Annotated in this window: 15 protein-coding genes; 4 read left to right on the top strand and 11 right to left on the bottom strand. The window is 66.4% G+C overall.

The window, feature by feature from the left end:
• Window positions 1-61 precede the first annotated feature (61 nt).
• Window positions 62-1,546 carry a replication factor C large subunit gene (locus tag NO876_RS16185; protein ID WP_256422703.1) on the bottom strand — a complete coding sequence of 495 codons (1,485 nt, stop codon included), beginning with the start codon at window positions 1,544-1,546 and terminating at the stop codon, window positions 62-64.
• Between the two features lie 119 nt (window positions 1,547-1,665).
• On the opposite strand from NO876_RS16185, the gene NO876_RS16180 reads away from it, so the two are divergent.
• Window positions 1,666-2,124 carry a pyridoxamine 5'-phosphate oxidase family protein gene (locus NO876_RS16180; RefSeq protein ID WP_256422702.1) on the top strand — a complete coding sequence of 153 codons (459 nt, stop codon included), beginning with the start codon at window positions 1,666-1,668 and terminating at the stop codon, window positions 2,122-2,124.
• Between the two features lie 117 nt (window positions 2,125-2,241).
• A complete protein-coding gene (locus NO876_RS16175; protein ID WP_256422701.1) occupies window positions 2,242-2,838 on the top strand; it encodes a DUF7978 family protein in 597 nt (198 codons plus the stop codon).
• A 24-nt stretch (window positions 2,839-2,862) separates the two neighbouring features.
• On the opposite strand, the gene NO876_RS16170 is transcribed toward NO876_RS16175, so the two are convergent.
• Window positions 2,863-3,435, bottom strand: coding sequence for a GNAT family N-acetyltransferase (locus NO876_RS16170; protein ID WP_256422700.1), 573 nt, complete (start codon window positions 3,433-3,435; stop codon window positions 2,863-2,865).
• A gap of 68 nt (window positions 3,436-3,503) precedes the next feature.
• A complete protein-coding gene (locus tag NO876_RS16165) occupies window positions 3,504-4,214 on the bottom strand; it encodes a metal-dependent hydrolase (RefSeq protein WP_256422699.1) in 711 nt (236 codons plus the stop codon).
• 181 nt (window positions 4,215-4,395) lie between these two features.
• On the opposite strand from NO876_RS16165, the gene NO876_RS16160 reads away from it, so the two are divergent.
• A complete protein-coding gene (locus NO876_RS16160) occupies window positions 4,396-5,103 on the top strand; it encodes a helix-turn-helix domain-containing protein (protein WP_256422774.1) in 708 nt (235 codons plus the stop codon).
• Between the two features lie 23 nt (window positions 5,104-5,126).
• On the opposite strand, the gene hmgB is transcribed toward NO876_RS16160, so the two are convergent.
• The 8 genes from hmgB to NO876_RS16120 all read right to left on the bottom strand — a co-directional run bounded on the left by hmgB (window position 5,127) and on the right by NO876_RS16120 (window position 13,638).
• Complete coding sequence (gene hmgB, locus NO876_RS16155) at window positions 5,127-6,464, bottom strand: hydroxymethylglutaryl-CoA synthase (RefSeq protein ID WP_256422698.1); 1,338 nt, start codon at window positions 6,462-6,464, stop codon at window positions 5,127-5,129.
• Window positions 6,465-6,560: 96 nt separating this feature from the next.
• Window positions 6,561-7,958, bottom strand: a complete 1,398-nt coding sequence (locus tag NO876_RS16150) for a PKD domain-containing protein (protein ID WP_256422697.1) — start codon at window positions 7,956-7,958, stop codon at window positions 6,561-6,563.
• Window positions 7,959-8,055: 97 nt separating this feature from the next.
• Window positions 8,056-9,789 (bottom strand): hypothetical protein, encoded by a 1,734-nt coding sequence (locus NO876_RS16145; RefSeq protein WP_256422696.1) that lies wholly within the window; start codon window positions 9,787-9,789, stop codon window positions 8,056-8,058.
• Window positions 9,790-9,879: 90 nt separating this feature from the next.
• Complete coding sequence (locus NO876_RS16140) at window positions 9,880-10,479, bottom strand: DUF2150 family protein (RefSeq protein ID WP_256422695.1); 600 nt, start codon at window positions 10,477-10,479, stop codon at window positions 9,880-9,882.
• 166 nt (window positions 10,480-10,645) lie between these two features.
• Window positions 10,646-10,801: a rubrerythrin-like domain-containing protein gene (locus tag NO876_RS16135; protein WP_256422694.1), complete on the bottom strand. Its 156-nt coding sequence runs from the start codon at window positions 10,799-10,801 to the stop codon at window positions 10,646-10,648.
• Window positions 10,802-10,922: 121 nt separating this feature from the next.
• On the bottom strand, window positions 10,923-11,771 hold the full coding sequence (locus NO876_RS16130) for a TatD family hydrolase (protein ID WP_256422693.1): 849 nt from the start codon (window positions 11,769-11,771) through the stop codon (window positions 10,923-10,925).
• A gap of 108 nt (window positions 11,772-11,879) precedes the next feature.
• On the bottom strand, window positions 11,880-12,389 hold the full coding sequence (locus NO876_RS16125; RefSeq protein ID WP_256422692.1) for an NYN domain-containing protein: 510 nt from the start codon (window positions 12,387-12,389) through the stop codon (window positions 11,880-11,882).
• Between the two features lie 100 nt (window positions 12,390-12,489).
• The gene (locus tag NO876_RS16120; RefSeq protein ID WP_256422691.1) at window positions 12,490-13,638 is read right to left on the bottom strand and encodes a mechanosensitive ion channel family protein; all 1,149 of its coding nucleotides are present in this window, start codon (window positions 13,636-13,638) and stop codon (window positions 12,490-12,492) included.
• 210 nt (window positions 13,639-13,848) lie between these two features.
• Here NO876_RS16120 and NO876_RS16115 point away from each other — a divergent pair, with 210 nt between their 5' ends.
• Window positions 13,849-14,130, top strand: coding sequence for a DUF7999 family protein (locus tag NO876_RS16115; RefSeq protein WP_256422690.1), 282 nt, complete (start codon window positions 13,849-13,851; stop codon window positions 14,128-14,130).
• Window positions 14,131-14,170: the final 40 nt, after the last annotated feature.

The raw sequence follows: 14,170 nt of genomic DNA, 5'->3' as shown, positions 1-14,170 counted from the left end.
ATGGGCCGTTTCGTATCTGGCGGCTCCGAGACCAGCCGACGACTGCCGGCGATCGGTCCGATCACATAAAGTCCGAGAGGCCGGCCTGGCCGTCGTCTTCGGCGGCCTCGGCGTCCGCCGTCGCGTCGTCTGCGTCTGCGCCGGCTTCGTCGCGGTCCAGCACGTCCGAACCGAGCGTCTGCTGGTCGTCGCCGTCGTCGGCCTCCCCGTCCGAGTCGTCCTCGCGCTCCTCTGAGGCGCGCTCGACGAACGCGTCGCCGGCGTGGTCTTCGACCGCTTCCGACCGCAGTTCGCCCGCGTCCGCGACGATCGACTGGACCTTGTTCGTCGTCTCGCCGCTGCCCGTGACGTAGGAGACGGCCGCCTCGTCGAGGTCGTACCACGCGGCCATCGCGACCGTCAGCTCCCGGGGCTTGCAGTGGTGCGTCATCGCCGCGAGGAACGGCAGCACGTCCAAGCGGGCGGTCGTCATCGAGAAGCCCCCGGACTCGGCGATCGACCGGACGACCTCGTCGCGGGTCGAATCCCGCGTCGATCGGTAGGGGGCGCCGCCGTACTGCGTCCACCCGCCGCGAGTTCGGTCGCGCGCGGCCGCGACGCCCCCGGCGAGGTTGTCGGTCGCGTAGCGCCACCAGCTGTAGTCGAAGTCGGTCGTGTACACCCGGCTGGTCCAGACGTCGGCGTTCGAGAGGAACTCGTAGGCGCGGGCGAGCTCCTCTCCCTCGTAGACCAGCGACACCTTGTCCTCGACCCACTGGAGGAGGTCGTCGGGCGTCTCGTCGACGTCGTAAGCCGTCCGGAGCGCCTCCTCGGCGGGCTTCTCTTTCAACACCGCGTCGAGGAACTCGAAGAGCCCGACAGCGCGGTTTCTCGATCCCGTCGTCACGTCTTCGAGGGCCACTTTCGGCTTCCCGTCTGCGGTCGCCTGGAGGTCCTTCACCGCGGCGCGGAGGTCGCCGCTGTTCTCCTCGGCGATCCGTTCGAGCGCCTCCTCGTCGAACTCGATCCCCTCCTTCCGCAGGATGTCGCGGAGAACGGGCACGATCGAACGCGCGGAGACGTCGCGGAACTCGATCTCGCGGGCGGCGTTGCGCAGCCCGTTCGACATATCGTAGTACTCGTTGGCGATGAGGACGATCGGCTGGTTCGCCCCCTTCAGGAGACTCGTGACCGCTTGCTTGCCGCCGCGGTCGTACTGGTAGTGGATGTTGTCGGCCTCGTCCATCACGACGAGCTGCCGGCCGCCGCTGCCGTCGCCGACCGATCCGGCGAGCGTCGAATTGCGCGAGGCCCGCCCCGCGAACCGCTCGATGGCGTCGGCAGTTCGCTCGTCGGAGGCGTTGAGCTCGACGACCTCCCAGCCCATATCGTTCGCCAGCGCGTGGGCCGCGGAGGTCTTTCCCACGCCGGGCGCGCCGTGGAGGACCACCGGCTCGCGGTGCTCGGACCACGTCTCGGCCCACTCTTTCAGGGCGTCGCGGGCCTTGTTGTTGCCGCGGACCTCCGAGAGGGTCGACGGACGGTACCGTTCGGTCCAGTCGGTCATTGTCGGGCGAAGGGGCGAGACCCGTTTAGCTTCTGCGGGTCGGGAGCCGATCGCGGCGGTTGGCAGGCGATTCCTACAGCGGGCGATAGTTTATGAGTCAACAGGCCGAACAGTTAGATATGACCGACGAGGAGAGTGCGGTCGTGCTGGACCGCGAGGCGATCGACGAACTACTGGGGACGGGCGGCGTCGGCGTGCTGGCGCTCGCCGAGGAGAGCGATCCCTACGCGATCCCCGTCTCGTACGGCTACGACGCCGACGCCGGTGAACTGTATCTCCGCCTCGGATTCGGCGAGGAGTCCGAAAAGCGACGCTACCTGAAGCGTTCCGACCGGGCCGCGCTCGTCGTCACCGCGGAGGGCGACCACGGCTGGGAGTCGGTCGTCGTCCGCGGCCCGCTCTCGGAGATTCCGGAGGCGAACATCGACGGCACCGTGGTGGAAGCGATCCGATCGATCGACATTCCGTTCTTCACGATATACGAGGAGGCCCCGCGGGAACTGGAGTATCAACTCTACCGGCTCCGTCCCGAGGAGATCACCGGCCGGCGGGAGAAGCCGCCGGTCGGGATCGAGTGACGGCTAACGAGGCGATTCGCCGCTGCCGACGCGTGGCGTCCGGTGACGATCGGTAGCGACCAGTGACGATCGGTAGCGACCAGAAGATACCTACGTCTCCCCGGCCTCGTAGACACGATGCCTCGCCCCGAATCGTCCTCGACGTCGCGCGCTGGAATCGCTCCGGACGGACGGACGCTCGGCGCCGCAGCCGTCGGCGGCGTCCTCTCGTATCTCGTCGCGTACGCGATCACCTACGCGGTGACCGGCCAGCGGATCGCGAACTCCCTGGCGTCCAGGGTGCTGGAGATCGCGACCGGTGACCCAGGCACGTGGAAGCTCGTCGGCTGGATCTTCTACAGTGCCCACTACGTCACGAGCGAGATCCCCGGACTGTTCGGGTCGACGGCGGTGAACCTCGTCGGAGAAGGCGACGCCTTCCCGACGGCGCTGTTTCTCCTTCCACCGCTGGTGCTCGTCGTCGCCGGCGGCCTCGTCGCGGCTGTCGGCCGCACGGAGACGCCGCTCGCCGGCGCGGTCGGCGGCGCGTCGGTCACGCTCGGCTACCTCCCGCTGGCGATCGCCGGCGCGTTTCTCTTTTCAATCTCCGTCGGCGACTCGACGGCCGGCCCGACACTCGTGACGGCGATCCTCCTCGCGGGGATCGTCTACCCGCTGGTCTTCGGTGCGATCGGCGGTGCCGTCGGCGCGCTGGCGTCCGGAACTGGAACGTAACTGGCGTTCGCCGGCGACTCCCGACTACAGCTCTCTGGCGACCATCTCGCCCCAGTGTTCGAACCCGTAGCGCTCGTAGAACGCCCGTGCCCTATCGTTCTCGCGGTCCACGTCGAGCACCATCCGATCCAGTGGGAGGTCCTGCGACCGGGCGCACCCGACGGCGGCGTCCATCAGCGCGTCGGCGACGCCCGTTCCCCGCTCGTCGGGGGCGACGAAGATCTCGTTGAGGACGGCGGCGTCCCAGACGAACGACAGCGACTCCGGGAGGACGAACGCGTAGCCGACGACGCCGGTGTCACCGCCTGCGGCGGTCGAGGTATCTGACGCGCCGGCGCCCCCCGTCGACGGGTCCGTTCCGGTCTCGGCGACGACGACGCATTTCGACTCCTCTCCGACGCAGCGGTCCACCCACGCGAGCCACCGCTCGCGATACGCCGCTGTCAACTTCTCCTCGTAGACCGCGCCCTTCTCGTCGCCGCCGGTCCCCTCGCCGATTCCCAGCTCGAAGCCGCGCTTCAACTCCCAGAGCGCCTCGCGGTCGGATTCGGGGTCGTAGGGACGGACGTGGACGTCGACCTCTGCCTGTTCGCTCATTGGTGTTCCTTCTCGGGGGAAGAAACAAGAGCACTGCCATCCGCCGCTGTGGTTCGATACGCGCCGGTTCACACGTCATCTCCGTCGTCGAGGTCGGACGTCCGGCGCGCTCGCCACAGCCGTGTCGCCGTGACGAACGCCGACAAGGGGAGCAGCCAGGCCCGGAAGCCCGTCATCGCGACCGGGAAGAGGCGCTCGACGCGCTGCGGGGGGGAACCGCCACCGCCCGCTCCCGACTCGTCCGAATCGGGCTGTTCGACTCCAAGCGTGGGCTCGGCGTCGAGCACCGTCCGGAAGTCGAAGTTGCCCGTCGTCCGTCGTTCCGTCGGTTCGTCGGGCGCGAGGTCGACGAAGGTCTGCACCCACCCGCGGTCCGTCGAGTAGAACAGCCGCCCGTCGACCGTGTAGAACGCGTCGTGCAGCGGGTAGAGCGCGTTCACGCCGCCGACGACGAGGTCCGGAACGATCGCCGCCCCGAAGATGCAGAAGACGGAGACGAACGTCACGCGGACGCCTCGGTCCCCGTACCGGCGACGGATCGCAGAGGCGGCCCCGCGACGGGAATCCCACAGCAGCACCGCGAACAGGATCGCCGGGAGCAGGAACGTGTGACCGACCGATCGATGCGCCCCCGACAGCAGGGGTTCGAGCGCGACGTCGAGATCCGGGATCACGGTCGCCGCCGCGACGACGAGCGCGCTCCGGGCGTCGAACTCCTCGCCGAGCAGTCCGGCGGCGAGCAGCAACGCGAGCGAGACGTGAACCAGTGTCGACGGCACGGCGGTATCTGCGCCGCGATCGGACTTGAACGTTCGTGCGGGGATCGGCGCTCTCGCGCCCGCGTCTGGCCGAACAATATCGGCGTTCGTCGAACCCCACCTTCGATACGCTTTTGCGGCCGCCTCCCCCACGTCCCACCAGTATGTGCCGAGAGAACCCGCTCTCTGGGGGTTGCCGGTCGTGACGACGGTACCCAGAGAGGACCTCGCGCGTCGCATCGCCGGCGAGATTACGTTGAGTGACGATCCGGGGGCGACCCTCCGGAAGTGGCGGACGGACTTCGACGTCTCCCAGACCGCCCTGGCCGAGCAGTTGGACGTCTCCTCGTCTGTTATCTCCGACTACGAGAGCGGCCGCCGCGAGAGCCCCGGCATCGGCGTCGTCCGCCGGATCGTCGAGGCGCTGCTCGACATCGACGAGTCCCGCGGCGGCGGCCGGATCCGCCAGTACGCCCGCGTCATCTCGGCGGGCTTCGAGAGCGACATCGTTCAGGACCTCCGAGAGTACCCGACGTCGATCCCGCTCGAAACCCTCTACGACGCGATGGACGCGACCGAACTCGTCCGCGGCGACCAGGATCGGATCAGCGGGCACACGGTCATCAACAGCATCGAGGCGATCACCCGGCTCTCCTCGGAGGAGTTCTATCGGCTCTACGGCCAGTCGACGTCGCGCGCGCTGGTGTTCACGGGCGTCACCCGCGGGGAGTCGCCGCTCGTGGCGATGCGCGTCGTCAACCCGACGCCGAACGCCGTCATCCTCCACGGCCTCACCGAAGATGACCTCTGGGAGCACGCGCCGGCGCTCGCGACAATCGACGGCTTCTCGCTTGCCATCTCTAATCGCGACTTAGAGGAAATGCTCGACGACCTGCGCCGGTTGCCGTAGGCGGTGCAGCGTATGGGGCTCCCTCACTCGACGTACTCGTAGCGCCGCTCGTTCATCCGACCCCAACCGGTGAAGACGAACTCGCCGGAGGGTTGGGTGAACTCGTCGACCTCGACCTCCTTCTCGTGGTTGTGGACGTCGTGGACGAGTTCGTACTCCTCGTAGGAGAGGTCGTAACGGTCGTCGAGGCGCGATTCGACCTCGACGGCCTCGACGCCTTCGCGCCAGCCGTCCTGCACCGTTTCGGCGTGGATCTCCGCCTGTGCGCCGGAGCCGTAGGAACCGACGAGCAACTTCTCGCCCGCGAGGTCGGCGTCCTCTTCGGCGGCCGCCCGGAGCGCCGACAGGCGCGCGATGTGGACCGAGCCGGTGTACCAGTTGCCGACCTGCCCGGATATCTGAATCGTCGGCTCGATCGCCCGCTCGTACCACTCGCGGTACCGACGGGTCTCCTTCAGTTCGTCCATGTACGCCCGGATCGCCTCCTCGTAGTCGTCCCACGCCGCGAAGTCGGCCTCGCGCGGCTGCATCCCGATGTCGTCGGCGAGGGCGTCTTCGATGTCGGTGTCGCGGGTGATGTGGCGATACCCGAGCAGCGCGGCCTTCCGGACCATTCCCGGGTAGGGTGTGTGGAACGGGAAGTAGACGAAGTCGTCGGGGTGGGTGTCGCCGGCGACTGACTCGTAGTCTTCGAGGGCCTCGCGCATCCGCGCGAGGTACACCTGGATCGAGCGCTTGCCGTCGACGCTCGGGAACTGCTGGTTGGGTTTCAGGAAGTCGGTCTCGTCGGCGCTGCCGTAGCCCTGCTCGGTCGAGAGCGCGACGACGTCGGGGTCTTCGTCGATGAGCATCGCCACCGCGCCGGCTCCCTGGGTGGCCTCGCCCGGATCGCCGCGCTCGTACAGCGCCGTGTCCGTCGCGATCACGAGCGCCGCGCGCCCGCGGTTGCGGCCCGCGCGGATCCAGTTGTACGCGTCGTCGATGACCTGCGTTCCCGACAGGCAGGCGAACTTCCGCTCGCCCTTGTTCGCGTGGTGGAAGTCGCCGTCGTAGACCTGCTCTAAGCAGCCGGCGACGTACGTCGAGACCGGCTTGGAGTTGTCGAAGGCGGACTCGGTCGCGACGTCGATCCGACCGATGTCGTCGGGAGAGAGCCCTCGTCGGTCCATCAGGCGCTTCGCCGCGTTCGCGCCCATCGTCACGATGTCCTCGTAGACGTCGGGCAGCGAGGAGTACTCGATTCCGATCCCCTTCGTGTACTTGCCGGGGTCTTCGCCCTTCACCGGCGCGAAGGTGTTCGGCAGATCGAGTCGCAGTTTGCCCGTCCAGAGTTCGATGGCGTCGATGCCGACGGCAGTCATACCTCGCCTATCTCGCGTACCGCTTATTGTTTTGTCGATAGCACTGTCGACGATCGTCTAAGTGTGCAGCGAAGGGGTGCTGCTTGCGCTCGTTTTTCACCGTCCACGATCGTTCCACCAGCTACCCCATCCGTCCCACCAGTCGTCCCACCAGCCGTCGTCATCATCGTCCCACCAGCCGTCGTCATCGTCGTCCTCGACGCTCGGGACTACAGTCACATTCACGCGATCTGCGTCGGTTACTCCCGAGGTGTCGGTCACCGTTAGCTCAACTGTGATGTTCCGGCGCTCGTCGTCGGGAACCGTCAGGAGGGAAAGTTTGGGCGTCGCACTTTCGCTGTCGACGAGGTTGAGGTCACTGTCTTCGAAGTCGCCCTGGTCGACGACCCGCCACTCGTACTGCAGTTCGTCGCCATCAGGGTCGTAGCTCCCCGTCCCGTCGAGTTCGACGAACGAATCGTCGAGTTCCGTGTCGTCATCCGTATCGCTCACGAGCCCCGAATCGAGGTTCGGCGGGTAGATAACCGCCGCCCCCGTTACGGTGACGGGCTTTGCGAGTGCATCGGCATCGTCTTCGTCGTCATCACCGTCATCACCGTCATCGTCGTCATCGTCGTCGTCGCTGTCATCGCCGCCACTCCACTCCCGATCCTCACCCGCGTCGGCGACCGGCGGACGATTGAACCGCTCGATCAGGACTGCCGTTTGATCCGCCCCCGACGCGGTGTCGTTGCTGGCTGTAAACTCGACCTCGACCGTGTGGTCCCTGTCGGTGACGTTCTCGCGGATCTCGAACGTCGGCTCGGTCGTCGTGTCCTCGGTAAGTTCGATCGCTCCTTCAGCTACGTCGTCGTCGTCGGTGATCTCCCACTCGTAGTCCAAGTCACTCGCCGCACTGTTCACGGTCCCGTCAAGGACGACAGAGGACCCCGCCTCGCCCGAGACGGTCCGCTGTGGCCCGGCGTCGACGTCGACGACGGCCTCGTTCGTGTCGGTCCCCTCGGCGTTCCCCCTCGTTTCGCCCGCGGCGTCCGACCCGACTGTCGTCGTCTCTCGAAGCACCAGCGTCTCGGAGTCGGTGTTCACGAGCGCGATAGTGACCGACGTACCGGGCGACTGTGTCCATCCGAGCCGCCACGTCTCTCCGGGGTCGAACTGCCCGTTCTCCCCGCCGTCGTTTCGGATCCGGCCGTCAGAGAAGGCGTAGGAGTACTCTCCGGAGCCGTTTTCGACGGTCACCCGAAGGTCCTCGATCGGGACCGACGGTCCGCCGTTGTGCGAGAGTCGGAGCGTCTCCTCGGTCGCAGCGAGCGTCACGTCCGCCGTCGACCCTGCCGCTCCGCCGGCGCTGCCCGCCGACCCGCCCGCGCCCCCGCCGCTCGTCGAGGCGACGTAGTACGCGCCGAAGGTCGTCGCGCTGATGACGACTACCGCGACGAGGAGCAGGCTCCCGAGGGATTCTGCTTGGGCGCGGTTGGCGGGAAACGCACTCATTGGGCGTACTTAATTGTGGACCTAAGTGAACTTTCGTATGGAAAAATCAAAAATGATTATTTCAATGAAAGCCAAGTTTTGAAACGTTCCCGACGGATTATGGCTGGACTTGGAAGGTCACGGTCGTCGGATCCGCGCTTGTATCCGAGTAATAAAATGTGACTGAGACCTCGTCATTTTCCATATTCGCGATCGAGTTCCCGTTTCGGAACTGTGACAACGTCACGGAGAGATCTGAACCGGCGTTTACTGTGATTGAACTATCTAGTTGCTGGGTATCGCCCAAGCTGTAAAACGACCCACTGTCTCCCGATTCGTAGATCGCATCTGATCCGCCTGAAGAAAGGAAGAACTCCGTATTACCTTCGCTACTTCCGCCCTGTGATTCGTATATTCTGTTCGCCCCGTTCGAGGTGACTTCAATGGATTCGATCGTGAGAGACGAAGACTCTTGATTTGTCACTGTAAACTTCACGTACCCCCGGTCCGGGCCGCCTCTGAAAGACTGTTGCACAACACTTCCGAAGGCATCGTCTCCCCCGGGCGTAGTTGTCCCACCGCCGTTGTTACCTCCGCCGCTGCCACCTCCGGCTTGTACGTTCACGTCGTACTCCACGTTCTCGACGCGCTCACCCTCGAAATTGGGACTACTGACGTCGTACGGACCGTCGTCGGACTCAGCTCGATACGACACCCCGATCGAATCCGAACTCGCTGTCGAACTATCGGGCGCGGTGTACTGATAGCGGTAGCGGCCCGGTTCGAGAACCACGCCGTCCGGAACCGTCGTCTCTTCGCTGCCGGCCCCGACGGTCGTCGGAACCGGATTGTTGTACTTGTCGCGCGACTCGACCACGAAGGGATAGGTGCGGCCCTCGAAGGGGTTCTCCTCGAGGTCTTCGATGCTCGTCAGGTACGCGGGATCGGTGTCGTCGACGCCGCTCCCGACGCCGATTTTCGAGAGTTTCAACTGGTAGGTCGTCCCGGGCTCGAAGTACAGTTCGACGCCGTCTCGTCCGTCGCTCTCTACGTTTTCGACCCGGTAGACGCGCGCGTCGTTATCGGGGTCGGCGGCGGGGTCGTACTCCCCAGTCTCGTTCAGTAGGTCCGTCCACGTCTGGGCGTTCAGCCGGGAGGGAACGAAGATCGAGACGTTCTCCCCCGCGGAGACGTTCGAGACGCTGATCGTGCGCGTCGAGACGCTCACCGCCTGTGGGTCCAGTGAGAGTGTGCTCGCACCGCCGCGAGAGAGGTTACCGTCGAGCGCGACGAGCGAGATGCGCGTGCCGGCGACGATCGGCTGGCCGGTACGCGTGAGGTTCCCCGAGTCGAATCGGTTGTACACGACGCCGTTCTCGTAGACCGTCGTCGGGGCGGCGTCGTAGTTCGCGTAGTCCGGCCGGTAGACGAGCGACTTCGTCGGGTAGGTGTGGTCCTCGCCGTCCCAGAAGTCCGCCGTCTCTGGGTAGTCGGGATCGGCTGTCGCCTGATCGTCGGCCCTGGCGTTCGAAATCCGGACCGTCCCGAGCTCCGCCGTCGAGAGCGTACCGCTCGGTGGACCGGGGTTCACCGCGACGGCGCGGGAGGGGTACTGCGTTCCCAATTCGACGCCGACGGGAGCGGCGGATCCGGACGACGCCGTCCCGAGGATCGCGTTCCTGACCTCCTGCATATCCGCCTGCACGCGCTGGTTGTGCTGGAACTCGACCTGGCGGTTCTCGTTCGGGACGACCGTCGCCTGATACAGCGACAGCGAGACGACGAGAAAGCCCAAAAGCAGGACCGCGCCGATCTGGACGGTCACGGCCCTGTCGTCGTCTCGAAGAGACATAGTTCCGATTCAGCGGCTACCGGATAAAAACGTGCCGCCGCTACGAGACGGACCGAGGCCAGAAGGCGTGACGTCGGTTCCGCTTCGGGGTCAGTCCTCTTCTTCTTCGACGACTTCCGGGTCGCTCATCGCGCTCTGGAGGCTGTCGAGGCCGTTGACCCACTCGGAGACGAGGCCGTACTCCAGGTCGTCGACCACGGCCATATCCAGTTCGTCGCCGACGATGATGCGCGTGCCGGCCTGCACGAGGTAGCCCAGCGCGGCGTCCATATCGTCGTCCCGCTCGGCGGCCGCGGCGGCCTCGACGTACTCGCCCATCGGCGCTTCCTCGGCCGCACCGGCGACGATGTACTCCTCTGCGGCGTAGAAGACGCAGACGAGGCTCGTCTGGACGCCGTCGACGAGCATCTCCTTGTCCTCGCGCGCGGCGTCGTCGTCGATGTCCAGTTCGGGCTCCGAGAGCACGATCGTCCGGACGCGTTCGAGTTCCTCGATCGCTTCCTCGTCGTCCAGGCGGTCCTCCTCGTACGCGGAGACGATCTTCGCCACCGCGATGGCGGCGTCGTCCTGGAGGTTCAAGAGCAGTCGCGCGGAGTCTTCGTTCTCGGGATCGAGCTCTTCCTCTTCGACGCGGGAGAGCCAGTTCTGCCAGCGTTCTTCGGTGTAGTAAGTCTCCTCGGCCTCGGTCATACTCCACCATTTCCGCCGGGATTCAAATGCCTTTCTTGTCGAGGCCCGATTTTCGGGGGGTCCGTGGTACTAACGACAGCGGCATTTGCGACTATCGTCGCGTTTGGAACCCAGTGGGCATCCGGCCGCACGCTCTCGTCGGTTCTCACATCGAGCGGATCGACGATCACTCGAGTGATTTGCCCCGGTTCTGGAACTCGCCGCCGCACTCGCAGCCACCGGGGTGCGATTTTGCCGAGACGATCTCGCCGCACTGGAGACACTCGTACGTCGATTCGGAGTCGGGGCTGTTCGCGCCTTCCCGGTCTTGGCCGTGGGGCATATTCGAAAGTAGTCCGGTTACGAATATAAGTATTGATCAGGTTATTTCTCGAAGTTCCGACGCGGACCGGCACACGGTCCAGCGCGGTGGGGGTCTGACCCGCCCTCTGGTCCGGAATCACTCACCGTTTCAGCGACGCGCGCGTGTCGATCCCGTAAACTCGCTGCGGCGTCTCCGCGTGGGCGCGTTCGACGGCCGCACTGTGCCCCTCGTCGAGCAACCACCGCACGCGACGCGGGACGGTCTTCGGGCCGAGAACCATCCCCGGACGGTCGGGATCGTCGACGAAGTCCGTCTCCATCAGGAACGATTCGCCCGACTCGGCGGCGATCTTCAATCGATCTTTCTCGCTCATCACGCTCGGCGTCGGCCCCGCCAGCGTCCCGCCCGCGTAGTGCTTCACGACCCGATGCGCCGGGAGCCCCCGTTCCTCGGCCCACTCGGCTACCTCGGTCAGATCCTCCGAGGCCTCCGTGTGCAACTGGACTGCGCAGTCGAGGTCCGCGCCCAGCGCGAACGCGTGGCGCATCACCTCGTTCGAGGCCGCCAACACCGCCTCGGAGACGTCGTAGTGGGGCCGGCCGGACTTCAGCGCGAGCGCGTCGCCGTCGCGGACGAACTCGGCCGCCTGATCGAGGCCGGCGCGCATCAGGCCGCCGGCTTCTTCGGGCGAGAAGCCGCGGTCGTCGACGAGTTTCGAGACGAGTCCGGGGTGGACGCCGAGGACGGGCCACGCTTTCCCCGGCAGGATCTCGCTGGCCCGTTCGACGACGTCGAGCGTCGTCTCGAAGACCGGTCGGAAGTCCTCGCCCGCGTCGGGGTCGACGCCGAGGAGCCACGACGGCTTGTTCACAACGAGCAGGTGCGTGCCGCCGAGGCGGGCGAAGTCGCGGACGGCGTCGAGACCGCGGCCGTGTTCCGGATCGAGGTGGAGGTGGTTGTCGAGTACCGGCGTCCCGAGTTCTTCCATACCTCCTCTCCGCACTCGGACTCAAAAGTTCGTCCGCTTTCCAGTGTGCGTCAGAGGACCGACGGGAGAAGTGTTCGTGCCGGCGAGCGGCCAGACGTTCTCTGGCGGCTATCCGTCGTAACCGACGAGCGTGGGGCCGTCGTCCTCGCTCTCTTCCTCGATCGTGACGCGCTCGGTCGCGGCGTTCCGGAGGGCGTCCGACCGGCCGAACTCCCCCGGCGCGATGGCGAAGGTCCGACAGCCGTAAGCGTTCGCCGTCTCGATGGCGGGCTTGAAATCCGTGTCCCGGGAGGCGATGGCGATCACGTCGGCGCGGTCTTCGACGGCGAAGCGGGTCACGTCGACCGCGAGACGGACGTCGACGTCGCCGCTCGTGACGACGACCTCGAACCCGCGCGCCTCGGCGGCCTGGATCAGCCCCGGCGTCGCGTGCTCGTCGAGGTAGAGGCGCATCGCCGTCAACTGTCCGGCCGCCGCGGCCGCTTCGCGGACGTCGTCGAGGTCGACGTCGAACTCGTCGCGGAGGACGTTCGGCCCGTCGACGAAGAGCGCGACCCGCGGTTCCTCGGGGCCGTCGCCGTCGGAATTCTCCGCGTACAACCGTCCCAGGAGGTCCATACCGCAGCATTCGCGGGCAGGAACATAACGACGACGATGTCGCAGATCTCGACGACGGCGGCTCGGGGACGGACCTCTCGGACCGTCCAGACCGCCGCCCTTACGCCGGACCGTCTCTCTCGCGCCCGTCAGCGGCTCGGTCCTCCCTGGCGCGGATCGCCGCCGTCCCCGCGTCGGCGTCAGCCGCGATGTCGGAGACCGCCTCGGTGACCGTCACGTCGCGCTTCGGGTACGGGATCTCGATCCCGGCCGCGTTCAGCGCCTTGTACAGCGAGCGGTTGAGTTCGTGCTGCGCTCGCCGCCGTCGCGTGGGGCCGTTGACCCAGCAGAGGAGTTCGTACTGCAGCGCCGAATCGCCGAACGACCGGAACCGCGCCCGGGGCTTCGGCGAGTCGCGGACCAGCGACTCCGCCGCCGCGACCTCGACGAGGAGTTCCTCGAACGCGTCGATGTCGGTCCCGTAGGCGACCCCGATGGGCACCCGGATGCGACGGCGACGCTGCGGAGCCGACTCGTTGGTCACCTTCGCGGCGTTGAGCGCGGCGTTGGGCACGGTGACCATCACCTCGTCGCGGGTGAGAAGCGTCGTCGAGCGGACCCCGACCTTGATGACCGTCCCGGCGGTGTCGTCGTCGAGGACGATGTAGTCGCCGAGCTTGTAGGTGTCGTCGAAGTACAGGGCGATCCCACCGAAGAAGTTCGCGACGGTGTCCTTCGCGGCGAAGCCGACGGCGATCCCCGCGACGCCCGCGGCCCCGAGAAGCGGCGTGATCTCGATGCCCCAGAGCCACAGCAGCGTCCCCGCGCCGCCGACGAGGACCGAAAGCGTCCAGATGTTCGAGAAGACGGGCGCGAAATCGAACCGGCCGCCCTCCTCGTTGACGGCGGCGACGAGTCGGTTCACCACCTCGTTGGCGGCGTACGCCCACACGAGGACGAGGATCGAGAGCGCGGGCCGCCCGAACAGGTCGTCGATGGTCCCCGGATCGAGCAGCACCGACGATCGCACCGAGGGGACCTGCGTGAGCACGTACACGCCGACCAGGGCCGCGGTGACGACCATCGGCGCGCGGAGGGTGGAGAAGACGATGTTGTCGTACTCCGTGTCGGTGTAGGAGACGTACCGTTTGGCCAATCGGAGGACGACGAACTCCATCGCGACGGCGGCCGCGACGGAGACGAGAAGCACCGCCAGCGTCGCCTCGGTCGCGGAGAGCCCCTCGAAGAGGCGGAGCAGCGGTTCGATCATACCGACCCGTGGCGTCTCTGTGAGATAACCGTTTCTCGGCCGTCGGGGGCGATCGCCGCTCCCCGAATCCGCCATCCGGGTGTCGGTGGCTGCTTCTCGCGGTCCCGATTCGCGCGATGACTGCCACTCGTTATCCGACTGTGGCGTACATACACCTTATACACTTTATAGAACAACTTTATCAACTAATTCTCCCACTAACTGAATAGAATGAGTTCAAATCCCGGGAACGGGTCTGATTCGTTCATAATCGTATCCGAGATGAACAGCCACGACGCGGTGACGGTGCGCTCGACCGCGACACACGCGACCTACCACCTGGTCGACTTCGCCGACGAGACCACTCGCGAGGCGCTATCGTCGCTGTCGGCCGGGGAGTCCGTTCGCCTCGACCTCTCGCGTGTCGGCCGCCGCGGGAACGTCTGGCGGGCCGACGACGCCGCGTCCCGTCCCCCCGTCGACGTCGCGGAGACCGGGTCCGCCGGGAGCTGAAACTGTCGGACGTACGTCGCCGCCTCGATTGCTCGCCCCC

This window comes from Halobellus rarus (assembly GCF_024494595.1).
Taxonomy (GTDB): domain Archaea; phylum Halobacteriota; class Halobacteria; order Halobacteriales; family Haloferacaceae; genus Haloquadratum; species Haloquadratum rarum.
The sequence above is the reverse complement of the archived record's forward strand: the minus strand, read 5'-3'. Positions and strand labels throughout refer to the sequence as shown.